21 protein-coding genes are annotated in these 23,731 nt (G+C 46.0%); 10 read left to right on the plus strand and 11 right to left on the minus strand.

The annotated features are described in order from the left end of the window. Positions 1–10: 10 nt before the first annotated feature. Positions 11–2,611 carry a LamG domain-containing protein gene (locus tag U1F02_RS10860; RefSeq protein ID WP_409990414.1) on the minus strand — a complete coding sequence of 867 codons (2,601 nt, stop codon included), beginning with the start codon at positions 2,609–2,611 and terminating at the stop codon, positions 11–13. A gap of 6 nt (positions 2,612–2,617) precedes the next feature. Then, positions 2,618–3,865, minus strand: a complete 1,248-nt coding sequence (locus U1F02_RS10865) for a hypothetical protein (RefSeq protein WP_409990569.1) — start codon at positions 3,863–3,865, stop codon at positions 2,618–2,620. A 282-nt stretch (positions 3,866–4,147) separates the two neighbouring features. On the opposite strand from U1F02_RS10865, the gene U1F02_RS10870 reads away from it, so the two are divergent. The 7 genes from U1F02_RS10870 to U1F02_RS10900 all read left to right on the plus strand — a co-directional run bounded on the left by U1F02_RS10870 (position 4,148) and on the right by U1F02_RS10900 (position 11,137). Further along, positions 4,148–7,021, plus strand: coding sequence for a hypothetical protein (locus U1F02_RS10870; RefSeq protein WP_409990415.1), 2,874 nt, complete (start codon positions 4,148–4,150; stop codon positions 7,019–7,021). 18 nt (positions 7,022–7,039) lie between these two features. After that, entirely contained in the window at positions 7,040–7,855 is an 816-nt protein-coding gene (locus U1F02_RS10875; protein WP_409990416.1) for an SH3 domain-containing protein, read from the plus strand. After that, complete coding sequence (locus U1F02_RS10880) at positions 7,825–8,496, plus strand: outer membrane beta-barrel domain-containing protein (protein WP_409990417.1); 672 nt, start codon at positions 7,825–7,827, stop codon at positions 8,494–8,496. Before U1F02_RS10875 ends, U1F02_RS10880 begins: the two co-directional genes overlap by 31 nt. A 54-nt stretch (positions 8,497–8,550) precedes the next feature. Further along, on the plus strand, positions 8,551–9,039 hold the full coding sequence (locus U1F02_RS10885; RefSeq protein ID WP_409990418.1) for a TlpA family protein disulfide reductase: 489 nt from the start codon (positions 8,551–8,553) through the stop codon (positions 9,037–9,039). Next, positions 9,036–9,269, plus strand: coding sequence for a DUF4266 domain-containing protein (locus tag U1F02_RS10890; protein ID WP_409990419.1), 234 nt, complete (start codon positions 9,036–9,038; stop codon positions 9,267–9,269). Before U1F02_RS10885 ends, U1F02_RS10890 begins: the two co-directional genes overlap by 4 nt. After that, on the plus strand, positions 9,256–10,461 hold the full coding sequence (locus tag U1F02_RS10895; protein WP_409990420.1) for a DUF3570 domain-containing protein: 1,206 nt from the start codon (positions 9,256–9,258) through the stop codon (positions 10,459–10,461). Before U1F02_RS10890 ends, U1F02_RS10895 begins: the two co-directional genes overlap by 14 nt. A 130-nt stretch (positions 10,462–10,591) precedes the next feature. Continuing rightward, positions 10,592–11,137, plus strand: coding sequence for a glutathione peroxidase (locus tag U1F02_RS10900; RefSeq protein ID WP_409990421.1), 546 nt, complete (start codon positions 10,592–10,594; stop codon positions 11,135–11,137). A 177-nt stretch (positions 11,138–11,314) separates the two neighbouring features. On the opposite strand, the gene U1F02_RS10905 is transcribed toward U1F02_RS10900, so the two are convergent. The 4 genes from U1F02_RS10905 to argH all read right to left on the minus strand — a co-directional run bounded on the left by U1F02_RS10905 (position 11,315) and on the right by argH (position 15,496). Next, positions 11,315–12,397: an aldose epimerase family protein gene (locus tag U1F02_RS10905; RefSeq protein ID WP_409990422.1), complete on the minus strand. Its 1,083-nt coding sequence runs from the start codon at positions 12,395–12,397 to the stop codon at positions 11,315–11,317. Between the two features lie 74 nt (positions 12,398–12,471). Further along, positions 12,472–13,290 carry an alpha/beta fold hydrolase gene (locus U1F02_RS10910; protein WP_409990423.1) on the minus strand — a complete coding sequence of 273 codons (819 nt, stop codon included), beginning with the start codon at positions 13,288–13,290 and terminating at the stop codon, positions 12,472–12,474. A gap of 137 nt (positions 13,291–13,427) precedes the next feature. After that, a complete protein-coding gene (locus tag U1F02_RS10915; RefSeq protein ID WP_409990424.1) occupies positions 13,428–14,027 on the minus strand; it encodes a beta-phosphoglucomutase family hydrolase in 600 nt (199 codons plus the stop codon). Between the two features lie 68 nt (positions 14,028–14,095). Then, a complete protein-coding gene (gene argH, locus U1F02_RS10920; RefSeq protein ID WP_409990425.1) occupies positions 14,096–15,496 on the minus strand; it encodes an argininosuccinate lyase in 1,401 nt (466 codons plus the stop codon). Positions 15,497–15,612: 116 nt separating this feature from the next. On the opposite strand from argH, the gene U1F02_RS10925 reads away from it, so the two are divergent. Together U1F02_RS10925 and U1F02_RS10930 are read left to right on the plus strand one after the other, a co-directional pair. Continuing rightward, positions 15,613–16,692: a sensor histidine kinase gene (locus tag U1F02_RS10925; protein WP_409990426.1), complete on the plus strand. Its 1,080-nt coding sequence runs from the start codon at positions 15,613–15,615 to the stop codon at positions 16,690–16,692. A gap of 22 nt (positions 16,693–16,714) precedes the next feature. Further along, positions 16,715–17,452, plus strand: a complete 738-nt coding sequence (locus tag U1F02_RS10930) for a LytR/AlgR family response regulator transcription factor (protein WP_409990427.1) — start codon at positions 16,715–16,717, stop codon at positions 17,450–17,452. Between the two features lie 9 nt (positions 17,453–17,461). Here U1F02_RS10930 and U1F02_RS10935 read toward each other — a convergent pair whose 3' ends face one another. The 3 genes from U1F02_RS10935 to U1F02_RS10945 all read right to left on the minus strand — a co-directional run bounded on the left by U1F02_RS10935 (position 17,462) and on the right by U1F02_RS10945 (position 19,773). After that, complete coding sequence (locus U1F02_RS10935; RefSeq protein WP_409990428.1) at positions 17,462–18,121, minus strand: energy transducer TonB; 660 nt, start codon at positions 18,119–18,121, stop codon at positions 17,462–17,464. 409 nt (positions 18,122–18,530) lie between these two features. Beyond that, on the minus strand, positions 18,531–18,974 hold the full coding sequence (gene cynS / locus U1F02_RS10940; protein WP_409990429.1) for a cyanase: 444 nt from the start codon (positions 18,972–18,974) through the stop codon (positions 18,531–18,533). Between the two features lie 76 nt (positions 18,975–19,050). Next, entirely contained in the window at positions 19,051–19,773 is a 723-nt protein-coding gene (locus U1F02_RS10945; RefSeq protein WP_409990430.1) for a DUF1919 domain-containing protein, read from the minus strand. A gap of 282 nt (positions 19,774–20,055) precedes the next feature. On the opposite strand from U1F02_RS10945, the gene U1F02_RS10950 reads away from it, so the two are divergent. Then, positions 20,056–20,697 (plus strand): OmpW/AlkL family protein, encoded by a 642-nt coding sequence (locus tag U1F02_RS10950; RefSeq protein WP_409990431.1) that lies wholly within the window; start codon positions 20,056–20,058, stop codon positions 20,695–20,697. 94 nt (positions 20,698–20,791) lie between these two features. Here U1F02_RS10950 and nirD read toward each other — a convergent pair whose 3' ends face one another. Together nirD and nirB are read right to left on the minus strand one after the other, a co-directional pair. Then, a complete protein-coding gene (gene nirD, locus U1F02_RS10955; protein WP_409990432.1) occupies positions 20,792–21,124 on the minus strand; it encodes a nitrite reductase small subunit NirD in 333 nt (110 codons plus the stop codon). 62 nt (positions 21,125–21,186) lie between these two features. Then, on the minus strand, positions 21,187–23,724 hold the full coding sequence (nirB, locus tag U1F02_RS10960) for a nitrite reductase large subunit NirB (RefSeq protein ID WP_409990433.1): 2,538 nt from the start codon (positions 23,722–23,724) through the stop codon (positions 21,187–21,189). Positions 23,725–23,731 lie beyond the last annotated feature (7 nt).

Consider the following 23,731-nt stretch of genomic DNA (forward strand, 5'->3'; position numbering starts at 1 on the left):
TTCGGTTAAATTACTGCAACAACATCACTGCACTACCTAAGGCTGCCGAGCAGGTAGCTTTTACGGTAGTGAGGGTTCGATCTGCGGCGCAACTGCCTCCGCACGCTATCATTGTATCGATCAATTTGTTCAATTCAGTACGCAGGAGCCCCGGATCAGCTTGGGTTGCCAAGGCGTTGCCTCCGCCAATCTCAGCAGCTAGCAAGCGCTTCAGCAGCGGATCGATAATTTGGCTGCGACCTGTTGGGGTAAAGGCAGTTGACGCAGGCGAGCTGAAATTAAAGCCTGCGAAGTAGCTATCCCGCAGGGCATTAGGTGCTGTACTGCTTCCAACCAAGGCGTTGCAGTAGGCTACGGTTAATTGGGTTACGCCCATTTGTTGCGCGGCGAGGAAGCCATCCAAATTCGCCAACGTTGGCAGCTGTTGCTGAACCTTGCCAAAGGTGGTCTTAACACTGGTATTGGATTGTGAGATACCTGTAAGTGCTGAAAGTGTGGCATTGATCTCGGCGAAGCGACGCAAACCAATCAGTGGTTGTCCTTCGATGTCGGCGGGCGTTGCAACTGGTGGCGTTACTGGGGCTGAGCGCGCATAAGTGTTGCTGCCGATTTCATCAAAACTCAGGAAGAACTGATCTTGATCTGGCCCGCCTTTCAATTCCACCACCGTACCTAAACTGGATAAGGCTTGGCGACCATTCACCATTTGGTTGGAGTTGAGCTTGGTGTTCAGGTTGGCGAACACTTGGCCGGTAGGAGCTTCTTCGCCGTTAATGCCGATGTGTATACCTTTGAGGGGAATATCGGTATTAATCGCTGTACCTTTCAAATTGGTGAAGAAAGGGTTGGCGAACAGGTAGCCATAATCATCGAATTGCTGGACTTCAAATACTAGGAAACTATCAGGTGTTCCTATAAGGCTGGAAATATTAAACAGCAACAGGTATTTAGCACCCACACCGACTTTGTAGTTTGTTTTAATGTCGGCTGCGGTCATGGCGCGTTTGTGAATGCCTAGGAAGCGGATACTGCCTTGCCATTGTGTTTTGGTGTCACCGCTCACCTCGTTACCCAATGCTAAGGCGTAACTGCTATCCCAGTCCTTGAGAACGGCTCCTTTGCTGAGGTCAACATCACCGGTGAATTCACCATTCACGTAAATACGGCGGCCATTTGTTGGGTCGTAAGTCACCACTACATGTTGCAGTGTGGCTTGCAATTTTTGCGCTGCGTCGGCGGTGTGCAATTCGCGCAGGCCGTTACCATCGCTCTTGTCAGTTCGGTTAAGGAAGCTGTAATTGTATTCGTATTGCCCCAAGGCAAAGTTGCGTTGGGTGGCGCTACCAGAATAGGTGACTATGCGCGCAGGGTTATTATCGTTGGTGCCTTGGGTTACGTTGTCTGGAATTACCCAAGCCTCGATGGAATATTCGCCTGAGCCGCGAATCAAATCAAAGAATTTGCGGCTGGTGGCGGTAGTAGCCTGCGCGCGGCCACCGTCTTTTACCTTGATGCCCCAAGCGCTGCTCCAACCTACGTTCCCCATAATATTCAAGTTCGCTGCAGGCTCTACGCCGCTGGTGTCGTAGGCAATACTGCCTCTACCGGTTTTGAATTCGTATTTGGCGATTAGGTTGGTATCTATGCGTCCACCGCTGGTGAGCACGAAGGCATCGCCCAATCCCACCGTTTTACTGATCTTAAGCTCAGGCGGAATTTGGATAGGTTTGAGTGAGTCGGAAAAACGAGTGATAGCGGCTTCCATGGTTGCAGAGTTGGCGGCGCAATCGCTCCAGCAATTGTGAAAATCGCTGCGTAAACGCTGTACGAAACGCGATTGAGCAGGATTATCCAAGCGGATTTTGGTTTTAGCCTGGGTGTAAGCAATCGCCAAATTGGTGGCGAAAATCGCGTCATAGTTGGGGTCGCCTTGCTTAACTTGGCTATCAAATTGCGCGAAGTAGGGCTGTTGCTTGGTAAGAGCCGTTTCTGAGTGGCAGCGTGAGCAATATTCAGTCAGCACGGGATAAACAGTCTTCGCAAAATTATCCGGGTTGCTTGGGTCAGCGGGGTCTTTCGGGAAACTTTTGCTGTTTGCGACATCCTTTTCAGCCGGCGCAGTGAGGGTTACGTCATTGGCTTTAGTTTCAGTGGGGCCTGCCCAATTGGTGATCCATGTGGTTAGTGTATCGCCACATGCAACTGGGTCTTTTAGCCAGCAGTTATGGCCTTTGGAGACTTTCTCGACAATGTGTGATTGGGATGGATTGGAGAGCGATACCAAGCCGTTGCTAATCATTTCATCGTAGGCCAGGTTAATGTCGTCGCCACGCGCGAATTTGGGTGTTTGGCCTGTTGCATTGTGACAACCACCGCAGCGGTTTTCCGGGGCTATGTTGATCCACAAATTGCTTTGAAACTTGAGTACGTCGGGCGTTCCGGCAGGCTTTTGACCTTTATAGGTAAAGGTATCGGTGCCCGTGTTGCCATTGCTGGTATCGGGATTGGTGGTTGTTTTTGACGAGCTGCCGGAACCGCAAGCGGTAAGCATGAGCAAGCTTACGGAAAAGGCCATGGGCAGAGCGAAGAGTTTTAATGTGAGCTTTTTCATTTTTAATTACTCACCTTTGCAGTAGTCAGCAGTGTCAATGAACACCTGCTTTAAGTTGTAAGTGCTGTTAACAAAATTGGCGGTAATTGCCTCAATTTTGTTGCGATCTGCCGCGTTTGCGGGCTTGCGTAAACAAACATGTTTAAAGACTTTTTCTACTTGGCAACTGGCAAATGCCTTGCTGTAAGCTAACTCTTTATCCATCTCCTTAGCGCCTGTACCTTTGCCTGGCAGGGCGGAGCTCCAGCCGAGATTGGCATTTATGCCTACCCGCCAATAGTTCTGCCAATCGTCATTAGTAGTGACATAACCGTAGGGGAAGGTAGTGCTGTTTTGGAGGTATTTTTTCTCAACGCGGCTATTGGTGATGGGGTCGACTGTCCCTTCCTCGTTGTAATGAATACTGCCGTTCAGGGCGTCCGGGTCAGAGGCTGCATCGAACTCATAATCGTAGTAGGCGTAGGCTTTAGCCATAGGATCCATGCCACTGTGGCAACCTATACAGCCGTTCAAGAAGACGCGACTGTCGCCGCCTGGGCTACGGCTAACGTCTTGACGGATAAAGTCGGGCGTGCGAGTTGTATCGTGCACTTGTTCCAAATCGCGGCAGAGATGGTTTATCAGCGTGAAGCGAAACATGGCGCGGTTAGTGCCAGCAATAAAAAAGGCTTTTGCCGCAGCGCGACTGGTAATTACGCCGGAAGTTGCTTCTGAAGGCAGGCCGTTAACGGAGGATTGAGGCACACCAACGAACTTGGCGGGGTCGCGCAAATCTATATGCTGGTCTTCAATGGCTTGGTAATGATTGTTGTTGCTGTTGGAGTAAGGCGGTAAGCCCAAGCTGGGGGCGGCTACATATACTATGTCGTCGAATAGTAGGCGGCGGAAATCCGCGTTATCGCGCACCAAGCCTATCACCGTTGCGGTGTAATCGTTGAGAGGTGCAAACACAGTTTGCTCGCGGTTTGTCCACGGAGTGGCCATATTTTTCAGCACAACGCTGTAGAAAGCTTCGTTATCCATGGCTAGTTGTACCGCTTTGTCTTTCTGGCCTGCATCTAAATAGGCTGCCATTTGCAGCAACACGGTTTCACTAGGTGGAACACCTGCAACCCGGTTGTGAATTTGCAAGGCTTGTTCGCGAGAACCGGCATGTGCCTGGCTGGCAACCAATCCAAGAGAGAGTGCGGCTATCTGCAAATAACGACTGTTGCTCTGAACCCAGTTCGCGGCATCTGCGAGGGCTTTGGCGATAGTGATAGGTTTCACGGCAGCTCCAGAGGTGTTAAAGAAAATACGGTTGGAATTGATTATAGGCGTGAGTGTAGATGAAACCTGTGTCTCGCTTGCAAATATGCTGACGACTTAATCACATAATTCAAATTGCCTTTGGAATTTGTGAAGCAGGTAGCAAAGGATTTTTGTCGTTTCATAAATCACACATTAATTCGTGATTAAATCGAGAGAATGGCCTATACACATTCACTGACAATGGTAATTACCCTTTGATTTTTCCAACGTTGTAAGGCACCGCTTATGTTGCAACCACAAAAAAAACGCTTAACCGGAACTGCGCTAGCAAGCATTCTTTGTGTGTTTATAAGTGCATGCGGCGGTGGTAGTGGAACTAGCACGAGTAATAACGGCGGTGGCTCCCAAAAGCCTGACCCTGTGGCTGTGGATTTGCCGATTGCTTATATCAAGCGACCGCTACCCGTGGATGAAAACAAACAACCTGTTTTTCCAGATTTAATGGATCCCACGGCGTTTAATCCGGGCGCCGCGATTTATGTGAAGGACAGGGCTACAGCGTCGGCTGCTCCCGTCAATATTACCGATAGTGCCTTCGAAAAAGGTGCGCTCTACGATGTGAAAGATTTAAGCACAAGCCCCGATGGCAAAAAGCTGCTCTTTTCCATGCATGCTCCCTTGCTTAAAAATGTCACAAAAGATAAGCAGCCCAAGTGGCAAATTTGGGAATATGACCTCACCAGCAAGGTTCTGAGGCCCATAATAACCTCGCCATTGGTTGCCTCTGTGGGACACGATGTCAGCCCGCGCTATTTACCGGATGGGAGAATTTTATTCAGTTCAAACCGCCAAATTCGCAGTAAGGCTATTTTGCTGGACGATGGCAAACCCCAGTTCTCTGCGTTAGAGGAGAGCGGTGACACGCCCGCATTTGTATTGCATTCCATGAAGGCGGACGGTACCGATATACAACAGCTCACTTACAATCAAAGCCACGATATTCAACCGGCAGTTCTCCAAAGCGGCAAAATTCTTTATACACACTGGGATCAATTCGGCACTGATAAGCTCAGCTTCTACACCGCAAATGCGGATGGCAGCCAAGTGGAGCGCCATTACGGTTATTTCAGTCTGAATATTCCGCCCGAGACGGCAAATGCTCCTCGCAATCGTCTGTTCCGCCCACAAGAAATGCCTGATGGCCGTATAGCCGCAATCTTGAAGCCTAATGAGGCCATGTTGGGTGGCGATATGGTTGTAATTGATACCAAGCACTTCTTCGAAAATGATTTGCAAGTGCCTGCGGGCGGCGGAACGGGTTCAGCGCAGAGTTCGATTTCCATCTTGCCAATTAACATCAAGGTTGGTGCCAATGAATTTTCCCAGCATGGTCGCTATTCATCCTTAACCCCCTTATTCGATGGGACCAACCGCCTTCTTGTCAGTTGGAGCGAATGCCGTTTGATTGAGCCGCAGGATAAGCGCTTGGTGCCCTGTACCGACACTTGGCTTGCGACAGCTGGGGTCAAAGAGGCAGACCCGCTCTACGGTATATGGGTATACAACATCACACTTCAAACTCAACAGCCTGTTGTTTTGGCGGAAGAGGGGATGATGTTCTCCGAGCCTGTTTCGCTGGAGCCTCGCCCTGCTCCAACTTACACGCCACCCAAGTTTGAGGTTGACCTCGCTGCTGAATCCGTCGGTATGCTTCATATTCGTAGCGTTTACGATATGGACGGCAAGTTCAATAATTTCGGCGCGACCGCATTCACCAGTATCGAGCAAATCGCACAGGCAGCGCCCGATCAGCGCCCGGCCCGTTTTGTGCGTTTGATTAAGGCTGTGTCGATTCCTGATAAAACCACTCGCGACAATCTCGGTGACAATACCTACGGCGATCTGTTTAAGCAATTTAATAACCTTCGCGAGATTCTCGGTTACGCCCCCGTTGAACCCGATGGCTCGGTAAAAGTTAAGGTTCCTGCTGACGTTGCATTTACCTTGGAGATCCTCAACAAAGACGGCAAGCGCATAGGGGCCTTGCACCGTAATTGGTTACAGGTTCGTCCTGGCGAAGTACGTGAGTGTAACGGCTGTCATAATGCGGTTACCGTGAATGCTGGCCATGGCCGTAGCGATGCCGAATTACCGAGCATCAACAAAGGCGCAACTGGAACACGATTTGCGAATGCTTTAAGGTTCGACCCTTTGGGCACACCCGTGCAACCAAAAGCCGGCGAGACTATGGCGGAATTTGCAAGCCATACCACCTATTGCTTAATACCTGGTGACGGCACTACCTGCGCCCTTTTCACAAATAAAGCCAAATCCAACTTTCGTGCGCCAAGTGTGGACTTGGTGTTTGACGATGAATGGACCGACACGGCCGTGCGCGCCAAAACTACAAGCTTCGCCTATAGATATAAAAATCTGGCACTGGTTGCGAGCGACATTCATTCGCCAACCGCCGAGGCCTGTATGGAAAACGATGGTTGGTCGAGTTTGTGCCGCGTCACCATTAATTACGAAAACCATATCCAACCCATTTGGGAGCGCGCACGCGGCGCAGCCAACGGCATAGCAGACACCACTTGCATCACCTGCCACACATCCACAGACGCTGCAGGCAACGTGAATATGAAAGTACCCGATGGTCAGCTTGAACTTTTGGGCACCAAAGGCGCTAACAATCAGCGCATGCTCTCCTATACTGAGCTGACCACCACGACGAACAAACAGATATTGGGTGTTAACGGAATACCCACGACCCAGATTCCCGTGTGTGAATTGGCTCCGGCGGATTTGTACCCCGATATCCCGGCTTGTGTCATAGTCCGTGATACCAATGGTGTGCCAACTTGTAATGGCGTGACTAACTGCCCGTTTGTACAAGATGCGATAACCGGCGCCGTTGTGCTGGACGCCATGGGTAACCCAACGCCGTTGAATCAGACCATAGGTGTGCCTGCAAGCATGAGTCGCGGCAGTGCGTTGGGTAGTGCGAGATTCTTTAATAAATTTGCTAATTTTGATGCAGCAACAGACACTGTTGATCATCGCGGTCTGTTGAATCCCAGCGAATTAAAATTATTGTCAGAATGGTTGGATATTGGTGGTGTTTACTACAACAATCCTTTTGACACGATTAGACCATAACATTCGATGAATTGACTTGTGAAAATAACTATAGAAAAAACTGTCGCCCGCCGCGCGCGCGTTCGCTGGTTGGTTAGCTTGGGTTTGTGGTCTGCAGCGTGTTTGTGGAGCTTGAACGCAGCAGCTGCTGATTTTTGGAAGTTCAATTGGTTTTCGCCTGAAGTACCAATAGAAGTCACCGTCAACGATGCTTTTATTAACGTGTATAACGCGCCCGGCCGCGGCTACCCAATCTTTCATGTTGTAGAGCGCGGAGAAACTATCACTCTGCTTAAAATGAAAACCGATTGGATCAAAATAAAAACCCAACGCGGCATTCAAGGATGGATAAAACGTAATGACGTTTTACTTACCTTAGGTCCAGATGATTTAGCGCCGGATTTTCCCAACACCAAGCAGGCAGATTATCTTGTAGATCGGTTTGAAGTTGGTACAGCTTATGGCGATTTTGATGGTGCCGACTCGGTGAGCGCAAATTTGGGTTACCGATTCACCAAGAATTTATCGGCTGAAATTCGCTTGGCACAAAACACAGGTCAATATTCTGATAGCCAAATTGCAGCATTGGCGATTTTGCATCAACCCTTTCCGCAATGGCGTGTGTCGCCGTTTATAGGAATTGGTGCAGGTAAATTAAAAACCATGCCCAGCGCTACTCTCGTGCAAACAGAAGATCGCGAGGATAATTTACTGCAAGCAAGCTTGGGTGCTTACATCCATATTACCGGCCGTTTTTTTGTGCGTGCGGAATATGTTAATGACTACGTACTTACCAGTCGGAACACCAATGAAGAGGTTAATGAATGGAAAATCGGTTTCAGCGTATTCTTTTAGCGGCCAGCTTGTTATGCGCGTTGGCTGGTATTGCCAGCTCGGCATTTGCAGCGGACGATAAAGAAAAAAATAATGATGGTGAATTGGGCAAAATTATTACGCCCGATATTGAGCGTCGTCACATCAAAGAAGCCGATCTGGATTCAGAAGACTTCGAAGTAGGTTTGTATTACGGCATGTTGAGTGTGGAAGATTTTGGTAGCAACCCAGTGGTGGGGGTGACCTTTGCCTATCACATTACTGAAGATTTATTTGCCCAGCTAAACTACGCTACTAGCGAAACTCAAAAAACCAGTTACGAATTATTGAGTGGTGGCGTTGAACTTTTAACGAAAGATCAGCGCGACCTGAGCTACTACAATATTTCACTTGGCTATAACTTATTGCCCGGGCAAGTCTACATTTCTGATAAATGGCATTTCAATACAGGCTTCTATTTTATTGGTGGCGCAGGCAATACCAAGTTCGCTGAAAAAAACTACTTCACTTATAACCTGGGTGCAGGTTTTAAGTTCTACGCCACTGATTGGTTGATGGCGGATTTGGGTGTGCGTGATTATTCATTCAAGCATGAGCTTTTTGGTGTGAGCAAAAAAACAAACAACCTTGAAACTCGTTTAGGTATTTCGTTGTTCTTTTAAATTATTCTGATTCGCTAAGATTAGCTCGACTCAAAATTTAGTAGAGAAATTATTATGGCTTTTATTAACCGTTTAAAAAAAATCGCCGCATTCGGTTTGTTGTTTTGCAGCTCAACACTCTTTGCCGCTGCAGCACCTGACTTTACCCTGAAAAGTGCGGCTGGTGAAAATATTCGTTTGGCTGAGCAGGCTGGCCAAGTGGTGATGTTAAACTTTTGGGCATCTTGGTGTGGACCTTGCCGCAATGAAATGCCGCTGCTGGATAGGATTAGCGCCAAATATGGAAAAATGGGCTTTGTGTTGTACGGTGTGAACACCGATCAAGATATTGCCGAAGCTAAAAACGTATTGGAAAAGGTAAAAGTTAATTACCCCATATTGTTCGATCCCGACTCAAAAATAAGTACTCTCTATAACGTGGACAGCATGCCATTTACTGTATTCATCGACAAAAAGGGCCAGATTCGCCACGTGCATAAAGGTTATGTTCCCGGTGATGAGGAAAAATATATTCAAAAAATCAAGGAGCTTATCAGCGAATGATGCGAACCAAAGTCGCGCTGATTCTGACGTTATTGTTTCCCGTACTCTGCTCATCCTGCAGCAGTGTAAAACCTTGGGTGAAACCATACGAGCGCCAAAATATCTCGGACCCTATTATGAGTTTCAGCCGTGATCCTGTTTCGGATGCTTATTTGTCGCACGTGCATGATGCGCGAGAAGGGGCCAGAGGTGCAGATGGTGGTGCAGGAGGCGGTTGTGGTTGTAACTAATGCGTTATACAAAAAAATAATCAGCCGCTTTGCGCTTGTAGCTCTTATTCTATGTGCGCCTGCTTATTCTGCCGTATTGCCTGATGAGCGTGTGGATGTGTTAGAACACCAATACGAGGGAGGTGGAATCCAAGTAAGTGGCCCTTCGATATTGGTACGAAAGAGTATTGGTAAATCGATATCTGTATCGGCAAATTATTATGTTGATATGGTCAGTAGTGCCTCTATAGATGTGTTGGCATCCGCCAGTCGCTACAGCGAAGAACGCAAGCAAAAATCTGTAGGTGTGGATTATATGAATGATCGCACCACATACAGTTTTGGTTACACAACCAGTGATGAAAATGATTACCACGCGAAGACTTATAATTTAGGTGTTACCCAAGGATTTTTTGGTGATCTCACTACCTTAAATTTCGGTTTCAGTTTTGGGCAAGATATTGTGGGTCGCAATCTAAAAGGCGCGCCCGATCCTGATTTCCATTTGGATAAAGAACAACGCCGCTATAGCCTAAATCTTTCGCAAATTTTGACGCGCAATTTGATTGCGGAAGTGAGCCTCGAGTCCGGTTCTGAAGCCTGTATCGGAATGAAAGAAGGGCAAACCTGTCTCAACAATCCTTACCGCAGTTACAGCTATGTGCAAAACGGCGCGCGCGCGTTGGCCTTGGAGAAATATCCGCTTACCCACAATTCAGATGCGGGTAGCATTCGCGCGATTTATCACTTGCCTTACTCTGCATCTATTCGCGCTGACGTTCGTCATTACACGGATTCCTGGGGTGTAACAGCAAACAATGCTGAAATTCGGTACATTCATGACTTCAAAAAAGATTTGTTGTTGGAAGTGAAATATCGTGCGTACAGTCAGGCGAAAGCAGATTTTTACGCTGATTTATTTCCATATAAGGACGCGCAAAACTTTATGGCGCGAGATAAAGAACTCAGTGCTTTCTCGTCAAAAACCATAGGCTTGGGTCTCACCTATAAATTTCCCTGGAACATTCCCGGATTTGATAAAAGCACCGCGAACCTGTTTTGGGATCACATGGCGATTGATTACGAAGACTTTCGCGATTACGCCAATTTTAGCGGCAAAAAGCCTGCTGATACGGTATACAAAGTTGGCGAAGAACCGCTCTACAGTTTAGATGCCGACGTAATACGTTTTTATCTTTCCTTTTGGTTTTAATTCTGGCCTGTTGGTTTCAGATTTAACCCTTTTTAACCGGCGCCCTCTGGTCTATAGGACTCAGGGCGCCTATCATCTATTTCCTTTCGCAAGCCGTACAATTAACCACCAACTTCTTTTGGGGAACACTATGAAATCGCTAAACCTATTTTTGGGAGTTATGGCTATGGGGTTAATTTCCTCTACTGCATTTGCAGCGTGTGAGCCTCACTTGCAAGGAGAATATCGCAAACTTCACTCAACTGATTCTGTGAGCTTGTGCAGCCTTGTTGAAAACAAAGTGACCCTGGTTGTGAATACCGCAAGCCACTGCGGCTTTACGAAGCAGTTTAAAGGCTTGGAAGCGCTACATAAGAAATACAAAGACAAAGGTTTGGTTGTTGTGGGCTTCGCAAGTGACGATTTTAATCAAGAAGATAAAGACGAAGCCAATGCGGCAGGCATTTGCTTCAAAAACTTTGGCGTTACTTTCACCATGTTTGCTCCAACGCATGTCAAGGGCAGTGAAGCGAATACCCTGTTCAAATACTTGAATGCAGAATCAGGTGAGCCAAAATGGAATTTCAATAAATATTTAGTGGGTAAGGACGGCAAGGTTATCCAGCACTTTGGCAGCATGACCGATCCAGACGCCAAAAGTTTGAGCAAAGCAATTGAAGAAGCCTTGGCCAAGTAGGCTCTTGCTTACAGCGGGCATCGTTTACTTTAGGCTTCCAACTCAAGCACTAAAAATTAAACCTAAGAAAAAGGCAGTCTGCGTAAAAACAGGCTGCCTTTTTTTATAGGTTTAAAGCTGTTTAAACTAATTCTCTAAGCGCACCTGAGCCGGTTGTTAACTCGCAGACAAATTCAATCAAGCCACAACAGAAAATTTATAACTCATTACCGACCTATATTCTTCGCCTGGGCGCAAAATGGTATTCGGGAAATGGGGCTGATTGGGTGAATCCGGAAAGTGTTGCGGCTCTAAACATAAACCGCAGCGGCGCGTGTAGTGCCAACCTTTACCTGTTAACGAACCATCCATCCAGTTGCCGGAATAAAATTGCACACCGGGTTCTTGCGTAAATACTTCCAACACCCTGCCGGAGTTCTTTTCAAATACACGCGCCGCCAAACTTAATTCTTTGGGGTGCGCTTTGTTCAGCACAAAATTATGATCATAGCCATTACCGTTCTTTAACTGCTCGTGATCTTCGTTGATTCGCTCGCCGACCAAATGTGGTGTACGGAAATCGAAGGGTGTGCCTACAACCGATGGCAATTCACCCGTTGGAATCGCTTCTGGATCAATAGCAGTAAAGCGATCAGCATTAATCATCACTTCATGATTTAAAATATCGCCGCCTTTACCTGCCAAATTAAAATAAGCGTGTTGTGTTAAATTAACAGGCGTCGCTTTATCGGTTACGGCGTGGTATTTCACTAAAATTTCGTTGTTATTTGTCAGTTCATAAACAACAGTCACATCCAAGTTGCCGGGATAACCTTGATCACCATCCACACTTAAATATTTTAAGGTTAAGCCAACGGAGTTTTCTGTCTTAAACGTAGATGCATTCCAAACAACCTTATCAAACCCAACCAAGCCGCCGTGCAAATGATTGTTGCCGTTATTGGTAGCTAACTCATAGGTTTTACCATCGAGCGTAAATTTCCCGCCAGCAATTCGATTGCCAAAACGACCTATAAGCGCACCAAAGTACGGTGAATCTTTATAGTAGGGTTCGATGGAATCGAAGCCAAGATTCACATCAGTAAACTGGCCGTGCTTATCCGGAACGTGGATTTCGGTAATAATTCCGCCGAAGTTGGTGATTTTTACAATCAAGCCATTCGCATTAGTCAAGGTGAATAAGCTTGCAGCGACGCCCTCTGTCGAGTGACCAAAAGAGGTTTGTGAAATATGTAGATCAGATGTGGTTGTTAGTGACATAAATTATCTCTGGTTAAAGGTTCAAGGAACCCGCGCTGAAACTTCAGTATCGCGTGACGTTAAATGTACAATGGTTATATTCTTTCCAATAAATATTTGAGTTCATCCATTACCAGCCAAGGGTCATAACTGCATATTTCATGAGGTGAAATTTTTGAAACTATATGTCTGGAATTTTTTGATAGCTTGGCAATACTTTTTTGAAGTTTATTGTGCTCTTCGTTGAAAGTATTAATTCCCTCGTAAGTCATTTTATTTCTTCTAATTTTTGTTAAGGGAATGCCTCTGGATATGACGGTAATAGGCATAGTGTTCGGAAACTTAAATGATCTGGCGGCCTCTTGAGCCTCATAATAGTCTTCGTGAAAGGTTGTAGAATTCCACTTTATAATAAACTCCATGATATCCCAATCACTTGCAGACATTTTCTTTTGAAGGTGCGGAACCCAGTCTTCGTGGTTAACATCTAGAAAGAGAACAGCCTTAACATCCGCAGGATACTTAGAAACGTAACCTCTTGCGATTAATCCACCAAATGAATGCGGAACTAACACTAAATTTTCCCAGCCTCTTTTTGTTTTGAGTTGATGAAGTTCGTCCACTAACTCGTCCATTTTTCTTAATTTAGGTTCTTTAAATGTACTGGCACCAATTTCGGCGCGATCATACATGCAGATGGTGCCTTTCCCTTGGTATTTATGGTACACAGCCTCAAAGGATGAGTGCGCATCCAGTCCCATGCCGGCCATTAGAACAATAGTTGGCGAGCCGGAGCCTTCGCACGACCAAGCAATAGTGTTACCCATAATGGTTTCATAACTATATTGATGTTCTTCGTTGGCAAAACACTTTGTAAACAAAAGCAGCAGTACACCAGCAAAAAAATATTTCATTTTTGTTTTCTCGGGTCCATAGGTGACAACAAGATTAGAATTTGGTCAGGATTAGGTGCTAACAATATCCAGGCTGCCGAAGGCTGGGATATTCGCGGCGATACAAATAATATTGGGATGCCACCCGACAACTTGTCTTATAAAAAATAATCGTTTTCTACTGCGTGAACTAATAAAACATCTATTCCCGCCATACCCGCCGTTGCTGCTGCTTGCAATCCAAGTTTTGAATCTTCAAATACAACACATTTCTCCGGTGATACGCCCAATAGCTCTGCACAGCGTAAAAATGTATCTGGCGCTGGCTTAGGGTTTTTAACTTGATCTGCACCTACTACCGCATCAATGTATTTATCCAATCCGCACAAGCCCAAAATGGTTTTTGCTTCCTGTGTATAAGCACCTGTGCCAATCGCCATGGGTTTAATGCCGTGGTATTTTTGTGCGACTTCGATAAGCGCTGTGGGCTTTACAAATTTGTGCATATTTTCATGCACCCAAGCTTCTTTGAAATCATTCATTTCATCCAAGCTGGCATCAACAGTCAGCTGGAATTTTTCTAAGAGAATTTCAATCGTGCCCTTGGTGGGAACGCCAGCCAAAGAACGCATAAACGCGCGATCAATTGGAATCCCATATTTGTTCAGCATTTCGCTCCAAGCGAATTCGTGTAATTGGCCGCTATCAACGAGCGTGCCGTCCATATCAAAAATTAAAGCGTCGTAATGGTCGTACATAAGGTCGTCTCAAAAAATTCATCACAAAATAAAAAGCCGCGGTTCTAAGCGCGGCTTTTTTTAAACACTTAAACGCGCGTCGCCAATTTTAATTTAGCGCGCTCTACAGCAGCTTTGACTTGAGCTGGCGCGGTACCACCTATGTGATTGCGCGCTGCGACTGAGCCTTCTAAAGTCAGCACCGCAAAAACATCTTGCTCGATAACCGTGGAGAATTGTTGTAATTCTGCCAAGCTCATTTCAGAAAGGTCTTTACCGGTTTGTACGCCGTAGCCAACGGATTTGCCGACGATTTCATGGGCATCGCGGAAAGGTACGCCGCGACGAACTAAATAATCTGCCAAATCGGTTGCGGTAGAAAAACCACGCTTGGCGGCTTCGTACATTTTATCTTTGCGCGGTTGAATGGCGGGCACCATATCGGCAAATGCGCGCAAGCAATCTTTCACTGTATCAATCGCATCGAACACAGGTTCCTTGTCTTCCTGATTGTCTTTGTTGTACGCGAGCGGTTGTGATTTCATGAGCGTTAACAGTGCAGTGAGATGACCGTAAACGCGACCGGTTTTGCCACGCACTAATTCTGGAACATCGGGGTTTTTCTTTTGCGGCATAATCGACGAGCCGGTGCAGAAGCGATCAGGCAAATCGATAAAGCTAAATTGCGATGAAGTCCATAACACCAACTCTTCGCTAAAGCGCGACAAGTGCATCATCAAAATTGATGCGAAGCTGGAAAATTCAATTGCGAAATCGCGGTCACTTACGGAATCCAAAGAGTTTTCCGTTGGACCATCAAAACCTAGTAATTGTGCAGTGTAAACGCGGTCAATCGGATAGGTTGTACCCGCAAGTGCAGCGGCGCCCAAGGGCAAGTAGTTCATGCGTTTGCGACAATCTATCAGACGTGAATAATCGCGCTGCAACATTTCAAACCACGCCAACAAATGGTGGCCGAAGGTGACAGGCTGCGCCGTTTGCAAATGCGTGAAGCCGGGCATGATGGTTTCTGCTTCGCGCTCAGCTACACTCAACAGGCCTTGTTGCAAACGAGTAAGCTCTTTGGCGATGGCATCGATTTCGTCGCGTAAATAAAGGCGAATATCGGTAGCAACTTGATCGTTGCGCGAGCGCCCGGTATGAAGCTTTTTACCGGTAATGCCGATACGTTGAGTCAGTACAGCTTCGATGTTCATATGAACGTCTTCAAGGCTGACAGACCAATTGAACTTGCCCGCCACAATTTCTGCGCGGATTTCCTCAAGGCCGGTGATAATTTGATCGCGCTCAGCCTCGGTTAACACCCCAACTTTCGCCAGCATAGTGGCATGGGCAATGGAGCCGTTAATGTCGTGGTGATAGAGACGATAATCAAAGCCGATGGAGGCAGTAAAGCGCTCAACAAAGGCGTCTGTCGCTTCCGTAAAGCGGCCGCCCCAAGGTTTGATGGGCTGATCGTTTTGGCTCATGTGGAATGTTTCCGTGAAGAATTAAAGAAAGAAGAATAGAAAAAGAAGACATAATATAGCGATAAATAAAGGCGGGCATTATAGCCCCATTTGACCGGCTCTGGAGCCAGAAACACGTGACCAAAACCAAGAATAAAGGCGCAAGCGGTGATTTTCTACCCAACCTTTGCAACCCCCAATCGGTGTTGTTGCTGGTTTTGGTCGCCGAGCTCATTGCTCTGCTGCTAACCCTGAACGCCTCGTTTCTCCCGCTTTTCAGCTGGGACTCGCTGGCGCTTTACTCATTTCAAATCCAATGGATTAGCCTTATCAGTGCCCTACTTATTTGTCGGATGAGGCCGTGGCTACGCACACGATCGCCGGTGGAGGCAGGGCTTGCGTCCTACGGAGTAGTCATCGCAACGACACTGATCATGTCCATAATTGGCCAATATCTCCTGCAAGGTTTCGCCACGGGTATGTACTCGCGCGGGCAGCCCTTCCGTTTGGATGTTTGGCAGTTGTTCAATAACTTAATTACTTCGGCAATTTTATCGGGCATAACTCTGCGCTATCTCTATTTACAGCAACAACTGCGCAACCAACAACAAGCCGAATTGCACGCGCGGATTCAGGCCTTGCAGTCGCGCATTCGCCCTCACTTTTTATTTAACAGCATGAATAGCATTGCAAGCCTGATCAGTTCGGACCCTGATTTAGCTGAGCGAGTTATTGAAGATTTGGCGGAGCTGTTTAGAGCGAGCCTCGCGGAACCTACATTAATTCCTTTGGAGCGCGAAATAACACTTTGCCGGCGTTATTTAGAAATTGAGCAGCTACGCTTGGGCAAGCGCCTCACAATTGATTGGCAAATCCAATTGCAAAGCGATGACATAAAAATTCCGAGCCTGATGTTGCAACCCTTGGTCGAGAACGCGATTTTTCACGGCATTGAACCCATGCCCAAAGGCGGTACTGTGACGATAAAAATATCACAAGCCAAAAATCAATTAATGATCTCAATCGCAAACCCCTATCCACTAGTGAGAAAAAATTCAGCGCAAGCGCAAACCCCATCACAAGATCGCCACAACCGTATGGCACTGGATAATATTCGCCACCGTTTGCAAGTACACTATGGCAATGCCGCGCGTTTGTCTTCCAGCGAAGAGCAAGGCGTTTTTACGACTTATATTTTCTGTCCTTTGACAAAATAAAAAAATAAATGAGAGCATCAACATGGAAATTTTAATTGTCGATGATGAACCCTTGGCCCGCCAACGATTAGTACGCATGATCGAAAAGTTGGGTGAACACCATATCATTGCAGAGGCAGACAATGCGGAGGCAGCTCTGGCTACTATTGATGAGCAGGACCCGGATATTGTTCTTCTTGATATTCGCATGCCTGGCAAAGATGGCCTTACACTCGCACATGAGATTAGCCAACTGGATTGCCCACCCGCTATTATTTTTTGTACCGCATTTGACCAATACGCACTTGATGCTTTTGGTACAACCGCTGTAGGTTACTTATTAAAGCCCATTAAAGCTGAACAGTTACAGGATGCGCTTAACAAAGCACAAAAACTTAACAAGGCACAACGCGCGGCTGCACAAATTCCAGCGCAAGAAAATAAAAATGCGCGCACACACATAAGCGCGAAAACGCGTCGGGGAATTGAATTAATCGCCTTGGACGATATTCGCTATTTCGTTGCTGACCATAAATACGTAACTGTTTTTCACCGCAATGGAGAGCATCTTCTCGATGAAACTTTAAAAGAATTGGAGGAAGAGTTTTCGGGCAGGTTTATCCGCATTCACCGCAATGCGCTCATTTCTATAAAACATATAGAAGCCATCGAACGAGCCGCTCAAGGACAATATCAAGTCCGTTTAGCGGATACCGAACAGCGGCCTATTATCAGCCGCCGTCATGTCAGTGATGTGAAGGGATTGTTGAAGGTGATGTAAAGCAGCTTTTTACTCGTCCTTTGCAGCCACAACAGATTTCCACGTGCCCTTCTTTTTTGCGTTCTCTATATTCCATTGGAAAGTGAACGGGTACCAGCACGACACCGCGCGGCCTTGATCCATACAGGGCGTAAATTTCCAGTAACGTATGGCGTGATTCATAATAGCCTCGTCCAAGCGAGCTGACCCGCTCGACGATATTATTTTCGCGCTAACAACTGCCCCACTCTCAGCAATATTTAAATTCATTTCCGTTGTACCTTGCTCACCTAAGCGCGCAGCCTCTTCGGGGTATTTGGGGTGTGTTAAACCTTTTGAAGATCTTCTCGCTTTGACGAAGGTGGGGTTTTCGTTCTGTGTTGGGGTCGAGTTTTGCACATATTGAATAGCATTGCTGGTGGGGGTTGCGTCTGCAGCAAAACCGAGTGTTGGTGGAGGAACAAAATCCGGAATTGATGTTTGAACATCGGTTGGCTCTCTAGGAATAATTTCTTCCGGTTCTGGAGGCGGCGTTTCAACAATTTCTGCTTCTATTGCGGTAACTATCTTTTGTTTGTTGAATACTGCAAAAGAATTGGCTAAAACATAAATACCTAAAAAATGAAGTAAAACAACAACGAAAAAACCAGTGGTTCGATGCTTTGCATTATGGGCGTGATGATAAGGCATAAGCTTATTTTCACCCCGTTACTTGTGGGCGAAAGCCAAAATCGCCTAAACAACTAGCCTTAATTTCAGCATTTGGTTCTGGTTCGCAAAATACATGTCCCGCAGGGAGCTCGACACTGTGGTAGCTGATTGCCAAAAATGTTGTTGCACGCATACAAATCCTATTTGCTATGTATTTATATTGCGTGATTCTACCTTTCAGAATTTTGATGCACAAGAAATGTACGGCAGCTAGCTGCCTATCAGCATTCCAGAACGCACAAAAAGTGGAAATAAAGCCCCAGAAAGAGGATTTAGCTGACACAAAGTGTTAAGTGTGCGCGGATAAGCGGGTGAAGAAACTCAGTGGTGAATCGTACGTCAGCGTAAGAATGCCCACAAATGTGGGCATTCATTAATTTTTTTTTCGCTAATAGGATTTATAAGGTAAAAATTTCCCCGACAACACTACATTAACACGATCGCCTTTAGGGTCGGGTTCGCGCACAATATCCATGCTGAAATCAATGGCACTCATGATGCCGTCACCAAATTCTTCATGAATTAATTCTTTAATGGTTGTGCCGTAGACATTTACAATTTCATACCAGCGATAGATCAGCGGATCTGTGGGCACAGCGGTGGGTAGTGAGCCTTTGTAGGGAACAACCTGCAACCATTTTTGCTCCTCTTGCGTCAGCTCAAATAGCTCTCCAATTATTTTTGACTGCTCCTCATTAAACGCCATTTGGCCAAGGCAGCCAGATGTTACCCATTCTTTACTTAGGCCCACTTTTTGTGCGACCTCGCACCATTTAATACCCTTTAATACTTTTTGAGTGATAATTTTTTCTGTTACATGGTTACGATTCATTGATTGCCTCGGCGTTTTTTCCATTAAGGTTTATAAACAAAGACCCAAATGAAATGCAGCAAATACTACGCCATACTTATGAAATGAGTGAAAAAGTTCGCGATACAAAACTTCTTTTAATTTTCCCCGTGCGCAACCAACCAGTAATATCGAAATAGCTGTAACGTTTTTTAAATAACCTCGCGCCGTCAATTAAGGAGTGAGTATCCTTGTTGCGCAGATTGGGTACTTGCAAATGATGAGTATGTTTAAACTCGAGCAAGCCTATGGATAGTTTGTTTTTAAACGGCAGCTTGTGAAAACGAGCGAGTTGGCCGGTAGTGCAATTTTCACAATCACATAGTTTTACATAAAGCTCCGCACCTGACTCCAATGCTAGTTTTAACCGCGATACACGACGATTCCATTTTTCGCGTGCCTCCTTTTCAGAGGCGTAATGCAAAAAATGAATTTCAATATCGTCGCCAAGTGTTCCAACGGGATAGGGCTTTGGTTGAAGACCCTGTTTTGATTGTGATACGAAATTCAACTCCGCAGAAATATATTTATCGAAGCCTTCGAGAAACTTAAGATAAGACTCAGGCTTCATAAATAATCCAATAAAGGGCGTGTTGTATTCACGGCGTGTTGAGCTATAGAGCTCATATCCCCAGCAATTATTGCTGATGATGACGAAGGGTGTTTGCTTGAGTCGCCATAATTCGTAGGTCGAAAAAACGCCGTCGCGAATTTTTTGTAGAACTCGCCTGGTTTGCCAGGCTCTCGCCGACGAAATGTTGGAATTGGAAAGCGTGGTCATCTTCTACCCCGTTTATATCGCGTCTGAAAAAAAAGCAAATTGCCAATCTCCCTAAACCTATAAGCCATTTTGTTATGCGTATGTTCGCTCCCTAACATAATGGGGGTCATCAATTTTTCAGCTACTTCCACTTTGCGAAAACAATCTTGATGTATGTCAACTCAAAACGAAGTGATGTTCAAATTTAATATCAAGCCTATTCGTTTGATTTGCATCATAAAAATTACTGAGGAGAGGTACAGAATAGGAACTGCTACAGACAAATTGATAGAGGAAAAAAATATGCGTAAATCCTTAACCTTCGCGGCCGCTTTATTGTTGGCCTCAGCGGCAAATGCTCACGAGCAAAATGAATTATTCTTCCGCGTTGGCGCTGCGAGCGTTCAGCCAGATGCGAGCAGTGGATCTGTTTTAGGTGGAGGTGTGGATGTAAAAAATGACACCAACCTCGGTTTCACCGGCACTTGGTTCATTAACAAGCATTGGGGTGTTGAAGTGCTTGCTGCGCTTCCGTTTTCACATGATATTGTTGGAACAGGTGCGTTAAAAGGTGTAGACATTGGCAGCACCAAACACTTACCACCGACAGTATCCGTGCAGTACTACCCTCTCGATGGGGAAACCTTTCAGCCCTATGTAGGATTGGGTGTGAATTACACCAACTTTTTTAAAACCAATGCAAGTTCGACTTTGGATACAGCATTAGGTGGAAAAAGTGATATTTCACTTTCATATTCAACTGGGTTGGCCTATCAAGTCGGTGCAGATTGGAAGATAACCGAAAACATTTATGTGAACGCGGCGGTTTGGAAAATCGATATAGATACTACAGCGGATATCAATGTTAATGGGAAGCGTGCAGCAAGCGTGGACGTACAAATCGACCCCACAGTATTTATGCTAGGTGTGGGTTTCAAATACTAATAACACAACAATAATAATTAGAAAAATAAAAAAAGGGCAGCCATAAGGCTGCCCATAACCGACTCATGAAGCAGTCGAAGAAGAAGGTTAATAACTAAGCTTGTACGTGCACCACGCCTTGTTCAATTTTTACCGGATACACTGTTACTGCGTATTCCGGCTTTTCAAGGCATTCCCCGGTGCGTAAATTGAAATGCTCTTTATACAAGGGTGATGCCACTACCACCGCATCCCCCAAAGAACCTATGATTCCGCGCGACAACACATTTGCTTCGCCGATAGGGTCATAATTTGAAATGGCAAATATTTCATTTAGGCGGCCCGACTTAAAAATTGCGACTTGCTCACCTTTTACCTTTGCGCAAATTCCGGTGTCTGAAAATAGATCATCTTCAAAACACACGCTAATCCAACTTTTTTCACTCATAGCATTTCTCTCATAAACTGAATGTTTGATGCACCTGCAGACACATGACGTAAATTCGCTGTTTAATCTACAAGCTCAACCAATTCGATTTTGTTCTCACGTTCTTCTTTCGTAGCGGGTCGAATTTGCTCGCGCTCTACAACATAAGCTAAATTTTCGTCACGATCGTCTGAATTGATAAAGTGCTTGAAGCGTTTTTGCAGTTCAGGGTTTTCTACAGTGGTTTTCCATTCGCATTGATATTGGTCGATGCTGGATTGCATTTGAGCTTCTAACTCTTCGCCTATTCCAAGCTTATCGTCTATAACAACTTTCTTGAGGTAAGCCAAACCACCTTCCATGTTTTCCAGCCACACAGATGTTCGTTGCAAGCGGTCGGCAGTGCGGATATAGAACATCATCACGCGATCTATGTATTTAATCAGCGTTGCATCATCCAAACCTGTTGCAAATAAATCGGCATGACGTGGACGCATGCCACCATTGCCGCACACATATAAATTCCAACCGCTTTCGGTGGCAATCACACCAAAATCCTTACCTTGGGCTTCCGCGCATTCGCGCGTACAACCAGAAACACCAAATTTTATTTTGTGTGGTGCGCGAATACCTTTGTAACGATTCTCCAGCGTGATGGCCATGCCTACTGAATCGAGTACACCATAACGGCACCAGGTAGAACCTACACAAGACTTCACTGTACGTAGCGATTTTCCGTAGGCGTGGCCGGTTTCAAAACCGGCTTCCACCAGCACTTTCCAAATTGCGGGTAATTGATGTAATTGAGCACCAAATAAATCTATACGTTGGCCACCGGTAATTTTTGTGTAGAGTTTGTATTCTTTGGCGACTTGGCCCAACACAATTAATTTTTCTGGTGTAATTTCACCACCGGCTACACGCGGCACAATTGAATAGGTACCATCTTTTTGCATGTTGCCCAAGAAGATGTCGTTGGTGTCTTGCAAACCTATATGCTTCTTATCTAAAACAAACTCGTTCCAGAATGACGCAAGAATAGAGCCTACCGCTGGTTTACAAATTTCACAGCCTAAACCTTTACCGTGGCTATCTAATAATTCATCAAAAGATTTTATTTTCTTGATACGAACTATGTCGGCCAACTCTTTGCGTGAATGCGGGAAGTGTTCGCAAATATGATTGCTAACTTCTACCCCGAGTTTTACCAACTCGGCATCCATGATTTGCTTAACCAGTGCAGTACAACCACCGCATGAGGTGGATGCTTTGGTAACCGCCTTAATATCCCCCATGGTTTGCGCGCCGTTTTGCACCGCACAGCAAATTGCACCTTTGCTCACATCCATACACGAACAAATTTGTGCAGTTTCGGGTAGTGCATCTACCCCCATAGCGTGGCTTGCGCCATCCACAGAAGGTAAAATTAACGCGTTAGGATCTTCCGGCAAATCCATTCCGTTCACACACATCTGTTGCAAAGTGCCGTAGGCTTCTACATCGCCTACCAACACAGCTCCCAATAATTTGGTGTTGTCTGCTGAAACAATTATGCGTTTGTAAACTTCTTCTACATCGTTGCTATAGGTGTAACTTAATGAACCGGGAGTATTGCCGTGTGCGTCGCCAACAGAGGCCACATCAACACCCAATAATTTTAATTTGGTGCTCATGTCAGCACCGGTAAACTGTTCCGAACCACCAGTAATATGCGACACAGCGACCTTCGCCATGTGGTAACCCGGCGCTACTAAACCGTAAATACGGTTGTTCCAAAGTGCAGATTCACCAATGGAGTAAACATCTTTCACCGATGTTTGGCAGTGATTATCAACCACAATGCCACCGCGCTCGCCGACTTGAATTCCGCATTTACGTGCGAGTTCGTCTTGTGGGCGAATACCGGCAGAGAACAAAATCATATCGGTTTCTAAGTGGCTACCATCGGCAAAATTCATGCGGTAACGCGCTTCGGTACCTGCGACAATTTCTGTGGTGGCCTTTTGCGTGTGCACACGAACACCGAGTGCTTCAATTTTACGGCGCAATAATTTACCGCCGCCTTCATCCAGTTGAACAGCCATCAAACGCGGCGCGAATTCAACCACGTGGGTTTCAAGACCGGAGTTTTTCAGCGCTGCAGCTGCTTCCAAACCGAGCAAACCACCGCCTACAACCACACCTACTTTGCTGACTTTTGCAGAGGCCGTGATTGCTTCTAAATCCTCGATAGTGCGATATACGAGGCAATGCTCGCCGTTGTTACCAGGAATTGGTGGAACGAATGGAAACGAACCTGTCGCAAGAACTAATTTGTCGTATGCTTCACGGCGACCTGATGCAGTGATCACTTCTTTATTTTCAAGATCGAGATCAACCACTTTATCTTTCAAAATAAATTCGACGGATTTTTCGTTGTAATAATCTTCGCTGGTCAGCATCAAATCATCGGCGGTGGAGCCGGAAAAATATTTTGATAACTGAACGCGGTCATAGGCCAAGCGCGGCTCTTCTGAAAAAGTAATGACCTGATAATTTGCGGCATCAGCGTGGTTCACCAAATTATCGATGAATTTGTGACCCACCATGCCGTTACCGACTACAACAATACGCTTCTTCATAATTGCC

This window comes from Cellvibrio sp. (genome assembly GCF_046347455.1).
Classification (GTDB): Bacteria; Pseudomonadota; Gammaproteobacteria; order Pseudomonadales; family Cellvibrionaceae; genus Cellvibrio.